17 protein-coding genes are annotated in these 18,343 nt (G+C 59.7%); 10 read left to right on the top strand and 7 right to left on the bottom strand.

From position 1 onward, the window contains the following. The first annotated feature begins 50 nt into the window (after window positions 1–50). Window positions 51–1,043 (top strand): 2-hydroxyacid dehydrogenase, encoded by a 993-nt coding sequence (locus tag EDY99_RS09900; protein ID WP_033650287.1) that lies wholly within the window; start codon window positions 51–53, stop codon window positions 1,041–1,043. A 52-nt stretch (window positions 1,044–1,095) separates the two neighbouring features. Continuing rightward, window positions 1,096–1,521: a heat shock protein HslJ gene (gene hslJ / locus EDY99_RS09905; RefSeq protein ID WP_123061729.1), complete on the top strand. Its 426-nt coding sequence runs from the start codon at window positions 1,096–1,098 to the stop codon at window positions 1,519–1,521. Between the two features lie 29 nt (window positions 1,522–1,550). Here the strand turns inward: hslJ and EDY99_RS09910 are convergent, their stop codons facing one another. Then, complete coding sequence (locus EDY99_RS09910) at window positions 1,551–1,805, bottom strand: DUF333 domain-containing protein (RefSeq protein WP_015377999.1); 255 nt, start codon at window positions 1,803–1,805, stop codon at window positions 1,551–1,553. Between the two features lie 499 nt (window positions 1,806–2,304). Further along, on the bottom strand, window positions 2,305–2,637 hold the full coding sequence (gene ssmE, locus EDY99_RS09915; protein ID WP_033632935.1) for a multidrug efflux SMR transporter SsmE: 333 nt from the start codon (window positions 2,635–2,637) through the stop codon (window positions 2,305–2,307). A 247-nt stretch (window positions 2,638–2,884) separates the two neighbouring features. Here ssmE and nifJ point away from each other — a divergent pair, with 247 nt between their 5' ends. The 3 genes from nifJ (at window position 2,885) to EDY99_RS09930 (ending at window position 8,132) form a co-directional block, all read left to right on the top strand. Further along, window positions 2,885–6,418, top strand: coding sequence for a pyruvate:ferredoxin (flavodoxin) oxidoreductase (gene nifJ / locus EDY99_RS09920; protein ID WP_103681817.1), 3,534 nt, complete (start codon window positions 2,885–2,887; stop codon window positions 6,416–6,418). A 229-nt stretch (window positions 6,419–6,647) separates the two neighbouring features. Beyond that, entirely contained in the window at window positions 6,648–7,586 is a 939-nt protein-coding gene (ttcA, locus tag EDY99_RS09925; protein ID WP_033643222.1) for a tRNA 2-thiocytidine(32) synthetase TtcA, read from the top strand. Window positions 7,587–7,733: 147 nt separating this feature from the next. Next, entirely contained in the window at window positions 7,734–8,132 is a 399-nt protein-coding gene (locus EDY99_RS09930) for a VOC family protein (RefSeq protein ID WP_033643223.1), read from the top strand. A 217-nt stretch (window positions 8,133–8,349) separates the two neighbouring features. On the opposite strand, the gene zntB is transcribed toward EDY99_RS09930, so the two are convergent. Then, window positions 8,350–9,333 carry a zinc transporter ZntB gene (gene zntB / locus EDY99_RS09935; RefSeq protein ID WP_033643224.1) on the bottom strand — a complete coding sequence of 328 codons (984 nt, stop codon included), beginning with the start codon at window positions 9,331–9,333 and terminating at the stop codon, window positions 8,350–8,352. A gap of 155 nt (window positions 9,334–9,488) precedes the next feature. Between zntB and EDY99_RS09940 the strand changes: the two genes are divergently transcribed. From EDY99_RS09940 to EDY99_RS09950, 3 genes are all read left to right on the top strand, one after another. Then, window positions 9,489–10,193 (top strand): hypothetical protein, encoded by a 705-nt coding sequence (locus tag EDY99_RS09940; protein ID WP_033643225.1) that lies wholly within the window; start codon window positions 9,489–9,491, stop codon window positions 10,191–10,193. After that, window positions 10,145–11,236, top strand: a complete 1,092-nt coding sequence (locus EDY99_RS09945) for a hypothetical protein (RefSeq protein ID WP_103101517.1) — start codon at window positions 10,145–10,147, stop codon at window positions 11,234–11,236. The genes EDY99_RS09940 and EDY99_RS09945 overlap by 49 nt, the downstream gene beginning before the upstream one ends. A gap of 194 nt (window positions 11,237–11,430) precedes the next feature. After that, a complete protein-coding gene (locus EDY99_RS09950; protein WP_004930507.1) occupies window positions 11,431–11,679 on the top strand; it encodes a hypothetical protein in 249 nt (82 codons plus the stop codon). Window positions 11,680–11,837: 158 nt separating this feature from the next. Here the strand turns inward: EDY99_RS09950 and EDY99_RS09955 are convergent, their stop codons facing one another. Continuing rightward, complete coding sequence (locus EDY99_RS09955) at window positions 11,838–13,472, bottom strand: ABC transporter substrate-binding protein (RefSeq protein ID WP_033650282.1); 1,635 nt, start codon at window positions 13,470–13,472, stop codon at window positions 11,838–11,840. A gap of 158 nt (window positions 13,473–13,630) precedes the next feature. Next, complete coding sequence (locus EDY99_RS09960) at window positions 13,631–13,981, bottom strand: hypothetical protein (RefSeq protein ID WP_015378006.1); 351 nt, start codon at window positions 13,979–13,981, stop codon at window positions 13,631–13,633. Between the two features lie 206 nt (window positions 13,982–14,187). Between EDY99_RS09960 and mpaA the strand changes: the two genes are divergently transcribed. After that, the gene (mpaA, locus tag EDY99_RS09965) at window positions 14,188–14,895 is read left to right on the top strand and encodes a murein tripeptide amidase MpaA (RefSeq protein ID WP_033643228.1); all 708 of its coding nucleotides are present in this window, start codon (window positions 14,188–14,190) and stop codon (window positions 14,893–14,895) included. Window positions 14,896–14,898: 3 nt separating this feature from the next. Here mpaA and ycjG read toward each other — a convergent pair whose 3' ends face one another. Continuing rightward, window positions 14,899–15,873 (bottom strand): L-Ala-D/L-Glu epimerase, encoded by a 975-nt coding sequence (gene ycjG / locus EDY99_RS09970; protein ID WP_047575037.1) that lies wholly within the window; start codon window positions 15,871–15,873, stop codon window positions 14,899–14,901. Between the two features lie 225 nt (window positions 15,874–16,098). Between ycjG and tpx the strand changes: the two genes are divergently transcribed. Then, window positions 16,099–16,602, top strand: coding sequence for a thiol peroxidase (gene tpx, locus EDY99_RS09975; RefSeq protein ID WP_004930536.1), 504 nt, complete (start codon window positions 16,099–16,101; stop codon window positions 16,600–16,602). A 56-nt stretch (window positions 16,603–16,658) separates the two neighbouring features. On the opposite strand, the gene tyrR is transcribed toward tpx, so the two are convergent. Beyond that, entirely contained in the window at window positions 16,659–18,230 is a 1,572-nt protein-coding gene (gene tyrR / locus EDY99_RS09980) for a transcriptional regulator TyrR (RefSeq protein WP_033643230.1), read from the bottom strand. Window positions 18,231–18,343 lie beyond the last annotated feature (113 nt).

Below are 18,343 nucleotides of genomic sequence, written 5' to 3' on the forward strand. Positions count from 1 at the left end.
TTTACTAAAATCTGTTAAATTGATCACAAAATCACGGTGGAGAAACCACGATGAAATTGGCGATATACAGCACCAAACAGTATGACCGTAAATATCTCGAACTGGTGAATCAGCAGTTTGGCTATGAGCTGGAATTCTTCGACTTTTTACTCAGTAAAAAAACCGCCAAAACGGCCGCCGGTTGCAAGGCGGTGTGTATCTTCGTCAACGACGACGGCAGCCGTGAAGTGCTCGAAGAACTGGCGGCGCTGGGCGTCGAAATTCTCGCCCTGCGCTGCGCCGGTTTTAATAACGTCGATCTGGACGCCGCCAAAGCGCTGGGCATCAAGGTAGTGCGCGTGCCGGCCTACTCGCCGGAAGCCGTGGCGGAACACGCGGTAGGCATGATGATGTGCCTGAACCGCCGTATTCACCGCGCATATCAACGCACCCGCGACGCCAATTTCTCTCTCGAAGGGCTGATCGGCTTTAACATGCACAATCGCACCGCCGGCGTGATCGGCACCGGTAAAATCGGCGTGGCGACGATGCGCATTCTCAAAGGCTTCGGCATGAAGCTGCTGGCTTACGATCCGTTCCCCAGCGAACAGGCGCTGGAACTGGGCGCAGAGTATGTCGACCTGAAAACGCTGTACGCGCAATCCGACGTAATCACCCTGCACTGCCCGCTGACGCCGGAAAACCACCATCTGCTGAATGCCGACGCCTTCGCGATGATGAAAAACGGCGTAATGGTGATCAACACCAGCCGCGGCGCGCTGATCGACTCTACCGCCGCCATCGACGCGTTGAAGCAGCAAAAAATCGGCGCGCTCGGGATGGACGTCTACGAGAACGAACGCGATCTGTTCTTTGAAGACAAGTCTAACGACGTGATTCAGGATGACGTGTTCCGCCGCCTGTCGGCCTGTCACAACGTGCTGTTCACCGGCCATCAGGCTTTCCTGACCGAAGAGGCGCTGACCAGCATTTCGCAAACCACGCTGCAGAACATCAGCCAATTGGATCGCGGCGAAGCCTGCCCGAACCAGTTGAACGCGTGAACGGCATCTCAGGGCGCCCCTTGCGGCGCCCTGTTTATTTGAGAGCGCGACGATGAGAACAACGATGGCCGCCTTTGCGGCGCTGGTCTTGGGGGGATGCAGCATGAAACCACCCGCGACCGTTACGCCCGGCGATCTGATGCATCATAATTTCGTGTTGCAGAGCGTCGATGGCGAAGCGGCAAAATCTCCAACGGGCGGCGTCCTGCTCAATCTGGAGTTCGGCGAGAACCTGCATGTGTCCGGCGCGATGTGCAACCGCTTTTTCGGCCAGGGGCAATTACGCGACGGCGTACTGACGGTAAAACCGTTGGCCTCGACGCGCAGGCTGTGCCCTGATGAGCAGCGCAATCGCTGGGATCGGGTGATCGGCGCCGTGCTGGAAAACGGCGCCGAAGTGACGCTGAGCGCGCAGCAGCTGACGCTCAACGGCAGCGGCCACACGCTGGTTTATGCCCTGCGCGACTGGGTATATTGATTCTGGACGCCAGGCCTGGCGCCGTGGGCTTACCCGGCGCAGCTGCCCAGGCCCAGCGTGCGTTCCTCACACTGTTTGCCGTTCGGCATCTGGCACATGCGCAACGCTTCACCGTTCAAGTTGTGCGCGATGGTGGTGACGCCGCCGACCGCCGCGCAACCGGCGCTGGTCTGCAACGTATTGATTCTGGCACTGTTGCCCTGCTGTACTGGCTCTTCGTTGTTGCTGCTGCAGGCGGCTAAAAGCAGCACGGCGCTGGCAAGCAGCCATTTTGATGTCGTCATTATCCCACTCCTGAACCCGGAACTGCGCTGTGTAAAATCGCCATTGCCGATAACGCGCGTCACTTGGCGGACACGTTTCGCTATCTTTGATGCAAACTTGTTTAATCTAGCTCGATATATAAATAATGAAAATATATTCCGGCCATTATTTGTGGTTTTTTTGCGCCGGCCGGACATTTATTTTGTTTGCAGAATATTTCCGCCCCCATTGCGGGAGGTTAAACGTGACAGCGGCCCCCACCGCCCGCCCCGGCCGCAGAGAGAAAGTGATAACGTCACCGTTGCCGGCGACGGGGTTTCTTCGCATGATATCGGTATTAATTAACCCCGCGTGCTTTCGGCGTGACGGCGCATTTTTTGCTACCGGAGAGGATGATATTTGCGTCTATGCTGACGGCGCTAACTAATTAGCATTCCACTATTTTCAGTGAATGATGGCTGAATTCTTCAACCGGCGCGACTTGCTGTCACGCCGGCTTTTTTTACATCAAAATAACATTCAGTGCACAGAGGCTTTCGACAGTAAATTTATTACCAGCACGCCGGCAATAATTAATCCCATGCCGACAATCGCCGGCCAATCCAATTTTTGCTGATAAACGAATACCGCCGCGACCGACACCAGCACGATCCCCATGCCCGACCAAATCGCATACACAATGCCCAGCGGCATGCTCTTGACCACCATCGACAGCCCCCAAAACGCTACGCCGTAGCCCAGCACCACCAGCAGCGACGGCCACAGACGGGTAAAGCCCTCGGAGGCTTTCAACATGGTGGTGGCGATCACTTCCGCGACTATCGCCATCGTCAAATACATAAATCCGCTCATGGTTTTCTTCTGTCAGTTTACCGATGCGCAATTATGACGCGCCGGAAATAAATTGTCTTTAAACGGCGAAAACAATTTATTGAAGGACCTCAACCGGCGATGCAAATAGCGATGCCGGATACGCTTGCCGATTTATCGCCCGCCACACAAACGCGATAAAGCCGCGTTCAAACCCTCTGTTAGACTTTTTTCCATTACTGCGAAAGTGCGCTTTCGCGGCTTTGTGAGCAATGAAAAGGTAATGTCGATGATAACTACAGATGGTAATAATGCAGTCGCTTCCGTGGCCTATCGCACCAACGAAGTGATTGCCATCTACCCTATCACGCCAAGTTCCACCATGGCGGAGCAGGCGGACGCCTGGTCCGGCGATGGCCGGCAAAACATCTGGGGTGATATCCCGCGAGTGGTGGAAATGCAGTCGGAGGGCGGCGCGATCGCCACCGTGCACGGCGCCTTGCAGACCGGCGCGCTGTCCACCTCGTTCACCTCATCGCAGGGTCTGCTGCTGATGATCCCGACGCTGTACAAACTGGCCGGCGAGCTGACGCCGTTTGTGCTGCACGTCGCCGCGCGCACCGTGGCCACGCACGCGCTGTCAATCTTCGGCGATCACTCTGACGTGATGGCGGTGCGCCAGACCGGCTGCGCCATGCTGTGCGCCGGCAGCGTGCAGGAAGCGCAGGATTTCGCGCTGATCTCGCAGACCGCCAGCCTCAACGCGCGCCTGCCGTTCATCCACTTTTTCGACGGGTTCCGCACCTCGCACGAGATCAATAAAATCGTACCGCTCAGCGACGATACGTTGCGGCACATGCTGCCGCAGGCGGCGATCGACGCCCACCGCCGCCGGGCGCTGTCGCCGGATCATCCGGTGGTGCGCGGCACTTCCGCCAACCCTGACACCTATTTCCAGTCGCGCGAGGCCACCAACCCTTGGTATGACGCCGCCGACCAGCACGTGATCGACGCCATGGAGGCCTTCGCCGCCCTCACCGGCCGCCACTACCGGCCGTTCGACTATTATGGCCACCCGCAGGCCGAACGCGTGGTGGTGGTGATGGGCTCCGCCGCCGGCACCTGCGAAGAAGTGATCGACACCCTGCTGACCCGCGGCGAAAAAGTCGGCGTGCTGAAAGTGCGGCTGTTCCGGCCGTTCTCCGCCAAACACCTGCTCGGCGCGCTGCCGGACAGCGTGCGCAGCGTCGCGGTGCTCGATCGCACCAAAGAACCAGGCGCGCTGGCCGAGCCGCTGTATCTGGACGTTATGACCGCGCTGGCGGAAGCCTACAGCCGGGGCGAGCGCGCCACGCTGCCGCGAGTGATCGGCGGCCGTTACGGCCTGTCGTCGAAGGAGTTCGGCCCGGACTGCGCGCTGGCGGTGTTTCGCGAGCTGGCCCAGCCGCAGCCGCGCCCGCGCTTCACCGTCGGCATCTTCGATGACGTCACCGGCCTTTCGCTGCCGCTGAGCGACGAAATCCTGCCGCAGCGCGCCTCGCTGGAAGCGCTGTTCTACGGTTTGGGCAGCGACGGCTCGGTCTCGGCCACCAAGAACAACATCAAAATCATCGGCAACGCCACGCCGCTGTATGCGCAGGGCTATTTCGTCTACGACTCCAAAAAGGCCGGCGGCCTGACGGTCTCGCACCTGCGCGTCAGCGAGCAGCCGATCAATTCGGCCTATCTGGTCAGCCAGGCGGATTTCGTCGGCTGCCACCAGCTGCAGTTTATCGATAAGTACCAGATGGTTGAGCGCCTCAAACCCGGCGGCACCTTCCTGCTCAATACCCCTTACGGCGCCGACGAAGTCTGGTCGCGCCTGCCGCAGGAGGTACAGGCGCTGTTGCATCAACGCCAGGCGCGTTTCTACATCATCAACGCCGCCAAGCTGGCGCGTGAATGCCGGCTCGGCGCGCGCATCAACACCGTCATGCAGATGGCGTTTTTCCATCTGACGCAGATCCTGCCGAGCGACGTGGCGCTGCAACAGCTGCAGGACGCCATCGCCCGCAGCTACAGCAGCAAAGGCCAGGAGATCGTCGAGCGCAACTGGCAGGCGCTGGGCGCCACCCGCGGCGCGCTGATTGAAATCCCGCTGCAGCCGGTCGACGACAGCAGCCCGATGCGCCCGCCGGTGGTCTCGGACGCCGCGCCTGACTTCGTCAAAACCGTTACCGCCGCGATGCTGGCCGGACTGGGCGATGCGCTGCCGGTTTCCGCCTTCCCGCCGGACGGCACCTGGCCGGTGGGCACCACCCAGTGGGAAAAGCGCAACATCGCCGAAGCGATCCCGGTCTGGCAGCCCGACCTGTGCACCCAGTGCAACCATTGCGTCGCCGCCTGTCCGCACTCCGCCATTCGCGCCAAGGTCGTGCAGCCGGCGGAGATGGAACACGCCCCCGCCTCCCTGCAGTCGCTGGATGTCAAAGCGCGCGATATGCGCGGGCAAAAATACGTGCTGCAAGTGGCGCCGGAGGATTGCACCGGCTGTAACCTGTGCGTCGAGGTCTGCCCGGCGAAAGATCGCCAGAACCCGGAGATCAAGGCCATCAATATGGCCTCACGCCTCGATAATCTGACGGCGGAAAAAGACAACTACGATTTCTTCCTGCAGCTGCCGGAAATCGATACGGCGCAGCTGGAACGCATCGACATTCGCACCTCGCAGCTGATCACGCCGCTGTTCGAGTACTCCGGCGCCTGCTCCGGCTGCGGCGAAACGCCGTACATCAAGCTGTTGACCCAGCTCTATGGCGACCGTTTGCTGATCGCCAACGCCACCGGCTGTTCGTCGATCTACGGCGGCAACCTGCCGACCACGCCGTACACCACCAACGCCGAAGGGCGCGGGCCGGCATGGGCCAACTCGCTGTTCGAAGACAACGCCGAATTCGGCCTGGGCTTCCGTTTGACGGTCGATCAACATCGCGCGCGGGTGCTGCGCCTGCTGAATTCGCTGGCGCCGCAGCTGCCGGAGCAGTTGGTCAATGCCCTGCAGATGGAAGACGTGGCGCCGGAGCCGCGCCGCAAGCAAATCGCCGAACTGCGCGCGCTGCTGGCGAGTATTGAAGGTGAAGATGCGCGCCAGCTGGCGACCGACGCCGACTATCTGGTGGATAAATCCATCTGGCTGATCGGCGGTGACGGCTGGGCCTACGACATCGGCTTCGGCGGTTTGGATCACGTCCTCAGCCTGACGGAGAACGTCAACGTGCTGGTGCTCGACACCCAGTGCTACTCCAACACCGGCGGCCAGCAGTCGAAGGCCACGCCGCTCGGCGCGGTGACCAAATTCGGCGAGCACGGCAAGCGCAAGGCGCGCAAGGATCTGGGCGTCAGCATGATGATGTACGGCCATGTTTACGTTGCGCAGATCTCGCTGGGGGCGCAGCTCAACCAGACGGTGAAAGCGATTCAGGAGGCCGAGGCCTATCCGGGGCCGTCGCTGATCATCGCTTACAGCCCGTGCGAAGAGCACGGCTACGATCTGGCGCTCAGCCACGATCAGATGAAACAGCTGACCGCCACCGGCTTCTGGCCGCTGTACCGCTTCGATCCGCGCCGCAGCGCCGAGGGCAAGGCCGCATTGGCGCTGGATTCGCGGCCGCCGAACAGCAACCTGTCGGAAACGCTGCTGAAAGAACAGCGTTTCCGTCGCCTGAACGCGCAGCAGCCGGAGGTAGCCAGCGCGCTGTATCAGGCCGCCGAGAAAGAGCTGAAGGAGAAATACGATTTCCTCAGCCTGCTGGCCGGCAAGGCGGAAAAGTCCGCCGCTGAGTAACCTCCCTCAGGGCACGAGCGATTCGCGCCCTGATCTTTTACCGTTGACGTAAGGCGTAGCAATAAAACCTGCTGGCATTCCTGCGCGCAATCCGTACCATACAGGCCTCGCGTCGGGCGCGTGGAAGCTGGATGATGAATAATGATCAAAATCGGCCGGTTGAATGGTAAACTCGCGGTCTACAACGCCATGCCCCTAGTGCCCCCCATTGAGAATGAGCACGATTTAAATGTCAGAAAAGCAATCCGTTAGCCAAAAAGAGCAGTACAACCTGAACAAATTGCAAAAACGCCTGCGCCGCAACGTGGGCGAAGCGATCGCCGATTTCAATATGATTGAAGAAGGCGACCGCATCATGGTCTGTCTGTCCGGCGGCAAAGACAGCTACACCATGCTGGAGATCCTGCGCAATCTGCAGCAGAGCGCGCCGATCAATTTCTCGCTGGTGGCGGTGAATCTCGACCAGAAACAGCCCGGCTTCCCTGAGCATATTCTGCCTGCTTACCTGGAAGGCTTGGGGGTGGAGTACAAGATCGTCGAAGAAAACACCTACAGCATCGTTAAAGACAAGATCCCGGAAGGTAAAACCACCTGTTCACTGTGCTCGCGCCTGCGCCGCGGCATTCTGTATCGCACCGCCACCGAACTGGGCGCCACCAAGATCGCGCTGGGCCACCACCGCGACGATATTCTGCAGACGCTGTTCCTCAACATGTTCTACGGCGGCAAGATGAAAGGCATGCCGCCCAAACTGATGAGCGACGACGGCAAGCACGTGGTCATTCGCCCGCTGGCCTATTGCCGCGAGAAAGACATCGAGCGTTTCTCGATCGCCAAAGCGTTCCCGATCATTCCATGCAATCTGTGCGGCTCTCAGCCTAATTTGCAGCGCCAGGTGATCGGCGACATGCTGCGCGACTGGGACAAACGTTACCCAGGCCGGCTGGAAACCATGTTCAGCGCCATGCAAAACGTGGTGCCTTCGCACCTGAGCGATATCAATCTGTTTGATTTCAAAGGCATTCACCACGGCAGCGCGGTGGTGGACGGCGGCGATTTGGCCTTCGATCGCGAAGACATTCCGATGCAGCCGGTCGGCTGGCAGCCGGAAGATTCGGACGACGCGGCGCCTGCGCCGGCGCGTTTGGACGTGCTGGAAATCAAATAAGTCCCCTCGCCGCTCGCCACCCTGCGAGCGGCGACCTTTTCCCTCTCTCGACGATCTCGATCCTGTTCACAGTTTGCGCATAATTTGCTGGGCGATGCCGTTTTTACCCTATACTGTGCATTTATACAGTTATATGGAGATCGCGCAATGAATATCACCCCCTGCCTGTCCCACGTCTCGCTGGGCTCGAACGATTTCGTCGCCGCCGCGGCCTTTTACGATCGCACGCTGGCCGCCTTGGGTTGCCGACGGGTGCTGGAGCATCCCGGCGCGATCGGTTATGGCCGCGACTACCCGGAGTTCTGGCTGCAGGTGCCGATCGACGGCCAGCCCGCTTCACCCGGCAATGGCACGCACGTCGGTTTTTTCGCGACCAGCAAGCAGCAGGTGGATGAATTCCATCGCCAGGCGCTGTTGGCCGGCGCCGTCGATGAAGGCGCGCCCGGTTCGCGGCCGCACTACGGTGAGGCTTACTACGGCTGCTTTGTCCGCGATTTGGATGGGCACAAGATTGAAGCCAGCTTCTGGGATGAAAGCGCGGCCTGAGGAAGAGAGAAATCGAATAAAAAAATGCCGGTGATTAAACCGGCATTGTACGAATCAAATGTGCTATGCAGTAATTCAAAAATAAGAAAGTAAGACAATTATGGAGCGCAACGCCCATCGCTTGACGTTGCATTCACCTGCGAGAGAGATCATGCCCCATTTCCCCCGGCTAAATGTTGATTTTGCTCAATGTTAACCGGGTTTTCGTCATTTTCGCCTACAGCCAGCGGCTGCGCTTCAGCCACCAGGCGACGCCAAGCACCAACCCGACCAGCATCAGGCAAAATGCCGCGAAACCGAAGGGGTTGCCGCCGCCCGGTATGCCGCCAAGGTTGACGCCAAACAGCCCAGTCAGGAAGGTGGTCGGCAGAAATACCATCGCCAACAGCGACATGGTGTAAGTGCGGCGGTTCATCGCGTCGGCCATCACCGTGGTAATTTCGTCGGACAAGATGGCGGTGCGCGCGATGCTGCCGTCCAGATCGTCCAACCCGCGCCCCAGGCGATCCGCGATGTCCTGCATGCGGCGGCGATCGTCGTCGCTCATCCACGGCAGGCGGTCGCTGGCCAGCCGTGCGAAAACGTCACGCTGCGGCGCCATGTAACGGCGCAGCACGATAAGCTGTTTACGGATCAACGCCAGCTGGCCACGCTCCGGCACCTGCTGTTCCAGCAAGGCGTCCTCCAGATCGATAATCTTGTCGTGCAGATCCTCAATGAATTCGCTGGTGTGATCGGTCAACGCATCGGAAATCTCCACCAGCCAGTTGCCGCTGTTGGTCGGCCCGGCGCCGCTTTGCAAATCGTTCACCACCTGATCGATGGAATACACCTTGCGGTGCCGCGTGGAGATAATCAGTTTATCGGTGATGTACACGCGAATGGTGACCAACTGGTCCGGCCGTGAGTTGGCGTTAAAGTTGATGCTGCGCAGCGTGATCATGGTGCCTTCGCCCTGGCGGCTGACGCGCGGCCGTGAGCTTTCGCCGGAGAGCGCTTCGCGCACCGAGTCCGGCAGCAGCGGCGTGGTGCTCAGCCATTCGGCGCTGGCCGGGTGCGCGTAATCAAGATGCAGCCAGCAAGGCGCGTCGCAGGTGATCTTGTCATCCCGCTCGATCGGCGTGACGCCGCCCTTGCCATCCAGCTGGTAGGCGTAGACCGCGTCGGCGACCTGCAGCTCGCTCCCCTCAATCACATCCATTCATTTATCCCCTCAGTCTTGCTTATGTTGCTGAGTCTAGCGTTAACGCCTTGGAGATCAAAGACCAAGCTGTAACGCCAGTTTTCATGTTGTCCCATAAGCGTGGTCTATACTTCTGCTGCCAGGAACGCAAGACAGCCCGAGAGGAAACTCGCATGTTACAAATCAGCACCGCAGATATCTTGAAAATCGTCCTACCGACCGTCATTACGCTGTTTATCGCCGTGGTCAAAACGCCTTTTCGCATTCGGCGGGAAAACCACGATAAGCTGTTAAACCTGCTCGAATCCGTCGAGAAGCCCCAAAGCGCCCCCATACGTCTGTTGCGGTTTCGCGACTATATCGGCAACCGCAGCGCCGGCCTTGTTGCGCTGCAGCTGCTGCTGGCATTGCCGGATAGCGTAGCGGCGCTGGAACGCTATCGTTTCACCGGTGGCCGTCAGCAAATCTTGCGCGCCACGCCCGCAGGCTTCGTTTTGCGGCCAAGCGCCAATAACGCGTTCAAGCGTTTCTTGCTTTCCTGTCGCTATTTCTTGCTGTATTTGGTGTTCGTTACGTTGCTGGTGCTGTTCCCTGCGTTGACTCAATGGGGGCTGCAGCAGTTAGGGGTATTGATTACGCCCTATTCACTCCGCTATCTGCCTAATGCGCGCATCACCGACGGCTGGCAGCTGCTGTTCCCCGGCTTATTGTTTATTATCATTATGTTCAGCCTGGCATACCTGACCTTCAGGCAGCTGGCACGCGCGGGTAACCTCAGTTCGGAACGCGCCTTTTATCGCTACTATCAACGAGCGCGTGAGGAACAACGATGCCGGGAAGTCCTGAGACAACTGCGCGCTGCGCTGCGCCGAACCTGACGAGAATGCGCCGCCTGCGCTGCATCGCAATGGCCGCCCTGCTGCTGTTCGGCCAATCGGCTCGTGCAGAGCCGGTGTTAGAACGCCTCGCCACACCCTATCACGCGCCGACGGCGGCGGGTTCACTGCCTTATTTTGTCGCGCACGCTCACTCCCCCCAGCCGCGCACCGCGCTGGTGGTGATGCACGGCCACCCGCGCGATGTCGCCAAGACATTGCAAGCGGCGATCGACGCCGCGCAGGGAGCGGGAGACAACAGCTTGCTGGTCGCCCCGCTGTTCCAGGTACCGGAGACGCTTGCCGCCCGCTGCCGTTCCGCCGGGCTGCCGGCGCCGCAAGAGGGGGACGCCCTGTGGCGCTGCGGCTCCTGGATCGAAGGCGGTTTGGATAATGGCGGGAAAACCGGCTCGTTCAACGCCATGGATAACCTGCTGGCCGATCTGAAACGGCGCTGGCCGTCGTTGCAGTCGATCACCGTCGCCGGTTTCTCCGCCGGCGCCCAATTCGTGCAGCATTATGTCGGCTTCGCCAACCCGCCGGACGGAGTGCGTCTGCGCTATGTCGTCGCCGATCCGGGCAGCTGGCTCTATTTTGACAACCTGCGTCCCCAGCCCCTTCACCCGGAGCTCTGTGGCAGTGAAAAAACCTGTCGCTTCCGCTGGCAAACGCTGGACGCCGGCCAGTGCCCACAGGCTAACCAGTGGAAATATGGTACGGAAGCGCTTCCCGTTCACCTGCAGCGCACCGCCGACGCAGCCCGCCGGCGCTATGCGGCGGCGGATATCACCTACCTGGCCGCAGACGGTGATACCGGCACCGCGCCGGGGGCCTACTATCGGATACTCGACAAATCCTGCGCCGCCCAGCTGCAGGGTCCCTACCGGTTGCAGCGCGCCCTGGCCTATGCCGACTATGACCGGCGCTATCTGGCGCCGGAGAAGCCGCATCGGTTAACCCTCGTTCCCGGCTGCGGACACAACGTCGCCTGCGTCTTTCCCGCGCCGGCGGCCAGGCAAGCGCTGTTCTCCATTAATGCAGACTAATAATAACGGCATTGAAATAAACCATTGCCGATAAATCAGACAATATCGCCGATAAAGCGCTGGTAATACCGTTATTATTATGACTTAACATATTGCTATCAATTTTAATTCAAAATGATAATAATAAATCAACACAAAGCTGTTTCAGCGCAAATTTTAGGGGCATATACTTTTCTCACTACGAGGAGGTAGTTATGTTACGCGACCATTTAAAAATAAACGCCAGCGATACGCTGGAAAAAATCAGCAATATCCATTTGCAAAACCAGGGCCAGGAAGAGATCAGTGAGTTTGTGGTGAAAAACGCCGCCGGTCTGCAGATTGGCAAGGTCTCCGTCCACGATCGTTTCAGTACCCGTCGTTCTTATCCCACCAGCTACCGCATTACTCAGACCGATATGAGCGGCCGCGTAGTGGTGGACGCCATGCGGGACTGTCTGTAAGCGTAACCGCTCTCTGAAATAGACAATATTAATGTGATGATGGCAACCCTGTTTATTATTAAACGGGGTTTATCGCATGGAAAAATTAATTAGCCGCGTGGTTTCGCCGCCGAGAAAATAACGCCCCCGCATTGCGCGGGGGCGATAAATAAACCCATTCAGTGTTTGATGATATACATCGTTTGGCTATAGGCCACATCTTCCGGATTGGTGATCGGGTAGCCTTTTACCCACGGTTTGATCAGGCGGCCGTTGGTGTATTGGTATATCGGCGCGATTGGCGCCTGATCGGCAATGATCTGTTCCATCTTGTTGTAATCGGCGGTCACCGCCGCCGGGTTGGTTTCCCGCCCCGCCTGCGCCAGCAGCTTGTCGTAGTCCGCATTCTTGAACTTGGCGATATTGCCGCTGTGGGTGGAGGTCAGCAGCGACAGGAAGGTCGACGCCTCGTTATAGTCACCCACCCAGGAGGCGCGGATCACATCGAAATTGCCGGTATTGCGGCTGTCGATGTAGGTTTTCCACTCTTGGTTTTGCAACTTGACGTCAATCCCCAGCTTTTTCTTCCACATCGAGGCCACGGCGATGGCGATCTTCTGGTGGCTCTCCGAGGTGTTATACAGCAGCGTCAGCTTCAGCGGGTTGTTCGGGCCGTAGCCGGCCGCCTGCAGCAATGCCTTGGCCTGCGCGTCCAGCTCCGCCTGCGGCTGCTGTTGCAGCAAACTCGCCTCGGGTTTGAACCCGGCGGTGACGTCCGGCGTGAAGTGATAAGCCGGTTTTTCACCGGTGCCCAACACTTTCTCCGCGATAATCTTGCGATCGATGGCGTAGGACAAGGCCTGACGCACCCGCACGTCGTTGGTCGGCGCACGCTGGGTGTTGAACGCGTAATAATAGGTGCCGAGCTGATCCGGGGTGTACACCTGCCCCGGGATGTCTTTCAGCAGCTTCTGATACATGTTTTTCGGGAAGGATTCGGTGATGTCGATGTCACCCGCCAGGTAACGCTTGGTGGCGTTGGATTCCTGGTTGATCGGCACGAAGGTCACTTTGGTCAGCACGGTGCGCGCATGATCCCAGTAATGGTCATTAGGCGTCAGCACCAGCTTCTCGTTCACCACCCGCTCCTGCAGTTTGAACGCGCCGTTGCCCACCAGATTGCCGACCTTGGTCCAGTCATTGCCGTATTTTTCCACCACCGCCTTGTTCACCGGGAACAGGCTGAAGTTGGCCGTCAGGCTGACGAAGTACGGCACCGGCTTGTCCAACTGCACCTTGAGCGTGTAGTCATCCGGCGCCGATACGCCCAAGCGATCGGCCGGCAGTTTGCCGCTGATGATCTGCTCGGCGTTCTGGATCCCCGCCAGTTGCGCGAACCAGGCGAACGGCGACAGATTTTTCGGTTCTACCAGCCGCTGCCAGCTGTAAACGAAGTCTTTTGCCGTGACAGGGTCACCGTTTGACCAACGCGCGTCTTTACGCAGATGGAAAATATAAGTCTGATTGTCGCTGGTCTGCCAGCGGGTGGCGACGCCGGGGATCACTTTCCCGTTGGCGTCCTGATTGACCAGCCCTTCGAACAGATCGCGCGCCAGCTGAGCCTCCGGCAAGCCAACCGCTTTGATCGGATCGAGCGAGGCCGGTTCGTCTTTAATGTGGCGCACGATTTCCTGTTTGTCCGCCAGCGCGGTGCCCGGGGGAACCTGCGCCGCCATGGCGCTGCTCATACAGGCGCCGATCGCCGCCGCGCAGAGCGCCAAACGAAAACCCCGTTGCATTTTTTTTCCCGTCATTATGATTTGTCCCCCGTTAACCATCTGAATTTTTTATCATATAGCACAAGATCCATCCGGCCTAGAGCCCGCGGGCGAGAAGTTGCAAAAAGTGCGATTCAGGCGATAAAAAACCCGTGCGGCGCAGGGCGGCACGGGTGGGATTGCGGCAGCGACCGTCAGTCGTACAGGTGGATGCTGTTGATGCGGTAGCTGAACTCTTCACCCTCTTCTTCATCGAACACGGTGAAAAAGCCTTTCTCAGCCAGCGGACGGGCCGAGATATCGGTTTTTTGCAGCTGACGTGCATCCGCGTCGTCGTAGCCGTAATCGAGATAGAAGGCATCTTTCTGGTAATCGATATGCAGGGTGAACGGATAGTTCGATTCGTCCCCGCGCCCGTCGTCATTTTTCACCACGCCGAACCATTCCCCCTGACGGATCTGGTTTTCAGCGTCTACGCCGCACAGCAGCGTGATGGTGTCATTTTCATTTTCGCTATAGCTGGCGATGATTCTGGCTACTGGCATGTTAAATCCTCTTGCGGGTGATTGGCTTAGCTCTGCCGTTAGTATAACAACAGCCTCAGGCCAGGTGCGGTTTAATTGGCGTTTTCGCCGCTACCGCATCACAGATCGCGCAAACGCCGCACAATTGCGATGGGAAAGATGTCTCAAAGCGTAATACACTGAATAAAATGACAATGACTCTCGGCCTTTAACTCAGGGACAACACCATGACCGAACATCGACCGCGCAGTGAACGTGGCCAGTTGGCCGTCGCAGGAGAGAACTACGGCAGCTCGCTGCTGGGCGCGCCGCTGCTCTATTTCCCGGCGGCGGTCAGCGGCCCGGAAACCGGGCTGATCATCGCCGGCACCCACGGCGATGAGAGCGCCGCCATCGTAACCCTGTCCTGCGCGCTGCGCAGCATCGCCCCCGAACAGTTGCGCCACCACGTGGTGCTGGCGGTCAACCCCGACGGCTGTCAGCTGGGGCTGCGCGCCAATGCCAACGGCGTCGATCTGAACCGCAACTTCCCGGCCGCCAACTGGCGCTCCGGGGACACCGTCTATCGCTGGAACAGCGCGGCGCCGGTGCGCGACGTCAGGCTCTCCACCGGCGGGCGCCCCGGCTCCGAACCGGAAACCCAGGCGCTGTGTCATCTGATCCATCGCCTGAAGCCGCATTGGGTGGTGTCGTTCCATGAGCCGCTGGCCTGCATCGAAGATCCCGCCAGCTCGCGGCTCGGCGTTTGGCTGTCGCACAAGTTCGAACTCCCGCTGGTGACCAGCGTCGGCTATGAAACGCCCGGTTCGTTCGGCAGCTGGTGCGCGGATCTGTCCCTGCCGTGCATCACCGCCGAATTCCCGCCGATCTCCGCCGATGCCGCCAGCGAGCGCTACATCGACGCCATGACCGAACTGCTGACCTACCCGAATTAATCCCTACGGGGCGAGATCGACGATCGCCCCGCATTCGAACGCCAGACCCGGTTCGACGTCCCGCGCCAGCCAGGTCGGGCCGTCCAGATCGACGAAACGCGCCGCCGGCGCCAGCGGCAAGGCGGCGGATATCGCGCGCGACGTACACAACATGCAGCCGAGCATGATGGCGAATCCCTGTTCGCGCGCGGCCTGCGCCAGCGCCAGCGCCTCGGTCAAGCCGCCGGTTTTGTCCAGTTTGATGTTGACCATCTGATAGCGTTGCGCCAGCCGCGGCAGATCGGCGCGGGTGTGGCAGCTCTCATCGGCGCAGATCGGCAGCGGATGAATAAAGTGTTCCAATGCGGCGTCGTCACCGGCCGGCAGCGGCTGCTCCAGCATCGCTACGCCGAGATCGGCCAACAGCTGGCAGCGTGCCGCCAGCCCTTCCGCCTGCCAGGATTCATTGGCATCGACAATCAGCGTCGCCTGCGGCACCGCGGCGCGGATCGCCACCAGCCGCTCGCTGATATAGTGATCGTCGAGTTTGATCTTCAGCAGCGTGGCGCCCTGCCGCTCCAGCTCACGCGCGGCGAAGGCCATCGCTTCCGGCGTTCCGATGCTGACGGTCTGCGCCATACGGATCTGCGCCGGCGCCGTCACGCCGCTGCGCTGCCACAGGCTCTGCCCGTGCAGACCACACTCCAAATCCCACAGCGCCGAGTCCAGCGCGTTGCGGGCCGCGCCCGCCGGCATCCGCGTCAGTAGCTGTTCGCGGGTGATGCCTTGCGCGATCGCCGGCGCCATCTCAGCCAGCTGCGTCATCACCGATTCCTCGCTCTCGCCATAGCGCGGATACGGCGTGCATTCGCCGACGCCGCGCACGCCCTGCTGTTCGATTTCGACCACCACCACCCTGGCTTCGGTGCGGCTGCCGCGCGCGATCACGAAGGCGGTGTGCAGCGGCCAGGCTTCCGGGTAAAAACGCATGTCTCTCATAACGGCTCCTGAGCGAAAACTGCGCATCCAGGCAGGCTGATGCGCCGGTGATGTTTTATAGAACAGCCTAATATATACAACTATTTAGCAAACTTTGATATCCAATCCGCCCCGCTTGTCATAAACTGGCGTCAGGGTGTGAACCTGATGTTAACAGCCGCCGCCGGCGCGCCGTTTCATCAGGTTCATACCCTTTGTATAAACACCTGTAAAAGGAATCTAGCAATGACTCAGACAGTACATTTTCAAGGCAATCCGGTCAGCGTAGCGGGCAAACTGCCACAGCAGGGCGAACAGGCCAAGGCCTTCTCGCTGGTTGCCAAAGACCTGTCAGACGTAGCGCTGAGCAGCTTCGCGGGTAAACGCAAAGTCCTGAACATCTTCCCAAGCATCGATACCGGCGTCTGCGCGACGTCGGTGCGTAAATTCAACCAGTTGGCCAGCGGCCTGGATAACACCGTGGTGCTGTGCATCTCCGCCGATCTGCCGTTCGCCCAGTCTCGTTTCTGCGGCGCGGAAGGCCTGAGCAACGTGGTCACGCTGTCCACCCTGCGCGGCGCCGAGTTCAAACAGGCGTACGGCGTTGAAATCGCCGAAGGTCCATTGGCGGGCCTGACCGCGCGTGCGGTCGTGGTGCTGGATGGCCAGGACAACGTGCTGTACAGCGAGCTGGTGAACGAAATCACCACCGAGCCGGATTACGACGCGGCGCTGGCAGCGCTGAAATAATAAAGCCGGCGAACGCCGGCTTTGGATACACGGGAAGGCGCCGCAAGGCGCCTTTTTTATTCTTCGCCCTCAGCGCCGCCTTTGCGGCTGCTCAGGCCATATTCGCGCAGCTTGTTGGCGATGGCGGTATGGGAAACGCCCAACCGCTTCGCCAGCTTGCGGGTGCTGGGATAGGTGCGATACAGGCGCGTCAGCACCGAGCGCTCGAAACGCTTGCTGATGTCGTCCAGCGAACCGTCCAGCACCTCGTCGCCCAGCGACATCTCCACCTCGAACTCCGGCAACACGATATCCTGCGGCCGCAGTTCGTAGCCTTCGGTTTGCGTCAGTGCGCGGTAGATGGCGTTTTTCAGCTGGCGCACGTTGCCCGGCCAGCCGTATTTGCTGAGGAAGCTACCCAGATCGTTCGCCAGCTTGGGCCGCGCCACGCCCTGCTCATCGGCGAAGCGCGCCACGAACAGCTCGGTCAGCGGCATGATGTCCTGCGGACGTTCGCGCAGCGGCGGAATGGTGATGGTCAGCACGTTGAGGCGATAATAGAGGTCTTCGCGGAATTCGCCGCGCTGCACCAGCTCGGTCAGGTTCTTCTGGGTGGCGCAGATCACGCGCACGTCAACGTGCACCTCATGCTCTTCGCCGACCCGGCGGAACGTGCCGTCATTGAGAAAACGCAACAGTTTGGTCTGCATGCGCGGCGACATTTCGCCAATCTCATCCAGCAGCACCGAACCGCCGTTGGCCTGCTCGAAGAAGCCCTTTTTGCCTTCCAGCGCGTTGGGATAAGCGCCCGGCGCATGGCCGAACAGCTCGCTCTCCACCACGTCATCCGGCAGCGCGGCGCAGTTCAGCGCCAGGAACGGCTGTTTGCCGCGCGGGCTGCGCAGGTGGCAGGCGCGAGCCAGAATATCCTTGCCGGTGCCGGTATCGCCCACGATCAGCAGCGGCGCATCGAGCATCGCCAGTTTGCGCGCCTGCTCCAGCACGTGACGCATCTTGGCGCTCACCGCGACGATGTGATCGAATTCGGTATCGTCGTTCACCGACAGATTTTGCAGTTGGCGACCCATGCGCGCGGTGGACTTCAACATCACCACCGCGCCGACCGCAGCCGGCTGTTGCTGTTCGTCCTCCAGATAGATAGGCGTAATGTCCATCAGGAAGTCCTGGCTGCGGATCACCACCCGTTCTGAGTGCGGCGCCGTATGCTCACTCTCCAGCCAGCGGCTGAAGTTATAGCCGCCGATCAGCGCCCCGGCGGTCTGGTTGCGGATCTTGTCTTCGTTCAGGCTGAACAACGCCAGCGCCGCCGGATTGGCCAGCTCGACCTTGCCCTTCATGTCGATAGAGAACACCGGCTCCGGCATCGACTCCAGCAGCGCACGCAGCGCGCGATGCTCGCGTTCGGAAGGCATAAAGCTGACGGTGCGCACGTCGGTCACGCCGGCGATGCGGCGGATCTCCGCCATCAGCGCGCGGAAAGTATCGAAGTCCAGCTGGGAGAAATTGAGGTAAATGCGGCCGATGGGATCGATCTCGATGCCACGTAAGTCAATGCTGCGCGATACCAAAAGATCGAGTAATTCTCGAGTGAGACCGAGGCGGTCTTCGCAAAATACTTCCAAACGCATCAGTGTTGGCCTTATCTCTGCAGGTGCGGGGATCGTTAGCGATGATGATACTCCCTCGCACCGGGCGGTAGAAGCGATCTGTCAGCAAAAGTTGACAGAACTCTGATTTATTG

It is taken from the genome of Serratia sp. LS-1 (genome assembly GCF_003719595.1).
Lineage (GTDB): Bacteria > Pseudomonadota > Gammaproteobacteria > Enterobacterales > Enterobacteriaceae > Serratia > Serratia ureilytica.

Excerpts from the sequence above, each read along its gene's own strand:
- EDY99_RS09900 (WP_033650287.1), top strand. The coding sequence starts at position 51 with ATGAAATTGGCGATATACAGCACCAAACAGTATGACCGTAAATATCTC.
- hslJ (WP_123061729.1), top strand. The coding sequence starts at position 1,096 with ATGAGAACAACGATGGCCGCCTTTGCGGCGCTGGTCTTGGGGGGATGC.
- EDY99_RS09910 (WP_015377999.1), bottom strand. The coding sequence starts at position 1,805 with ATGACGACATCAAAATGGCTGCTTGCCAGCGCCGTGCTGCTTTTAGCC.
- ssmE (WP_033632935.1), bottom strand. The coding sequence starts at position 2,637 with ATGAGCGGATTTATGTATTTGACGATGGCGATAGTCGCGGAAGTGATC.
- nifJ (WP_103681817.1), top strand. The coding sequence starts at position 2,885 with ATGATAACTACAGATGGTAATAATGCAGTCGCTTCCGTGGCCTATCGC.
- ttcA (WP_033643222.1), top strand. The coding sequence starts at position 6,648 with ATGTCAGAAAAGCAATCCGTTAGCCAAAAAGAGCAGTACAACCTGAAC.
- EDY99_RS09930 (WP_033643223.1), top strand. The coding sequence starts at position 7,734 with ATGAATATCACCCCCTGCCTGTCCCACGTCTCGCTGGGCTCGAACGAT.
- zntB (WP_033643224.1), bottom strand. The coding sequence starts at position 9,333 with ATGGATGTGATTGAGGGGAGCGAGCTGCAGGTCGCCGACGCGGTCTAC.
- EDY99_RS09940 (WP_033643225.1), top strand. The coding sequence starts at position 9,489 with ATGTTACAAATCAGCACCGCAGATATCTTGAAAATCGTCCTACCGACC.
- EDY99_RS09945 (WP_103101517.1), top strand. The coding sequence starts at position 10,145 with ATGCCGGGAAGTCCTGAGACAACTGCGCGCTGCGCTGCGCCGAACCTG.
- EDY99_RS09950 (WP_004930507.1), top strand. The coding sequence starts at position 11,431 with ATGTTACGCGACCATTTAAAAATAAACGCCAGCGATACGCTGGAAAAA.
- EDY99_RS09955 (WP_033650282.1), bottom strand. The coding sequence starts at position 13,472 with ATGACGGGAAAAAAAATGCAACGGGGTTTTCGTTTGGCGCTCTGCGCG.
- EDY99_RS09960 (WP_015378006.1), bottom strand. The coding sequence starts at position 13,981 with ATGCCAGTAGCCAGAATCATCGCCAGCTATAGCGAAAATGAAAATGAC.
- mpaA (WP_033643228.1), top strand. The coding sequence starts at position 14,188 with ATGACCGAACATCGACCGCGCAGTGAACGTGGCCAGTTGGCCGTCGCA.
- ycjG (WP_047575037.1), bottom strand. The coding sequence starts at position 15,873 with ATGAGAGACATGCGTTTTTACCCGGAAGCCTGGCCGCTGCACACCGCC.
- tpx (WP_004930536.1), top strand. The coding sequence starts at position 16,099 with ATGACTCAGACAGTACATTTTCAAGGCAATCCGGTCAGCGTAGCGGGC.
- tyrR (WP_033643230.1), bottom strand. The coding sequence starts at position 18,230 with ATGCGTTTGGAAGTATTTTGCGAAGACCGCCTCGGTCTCACTCGAGAA.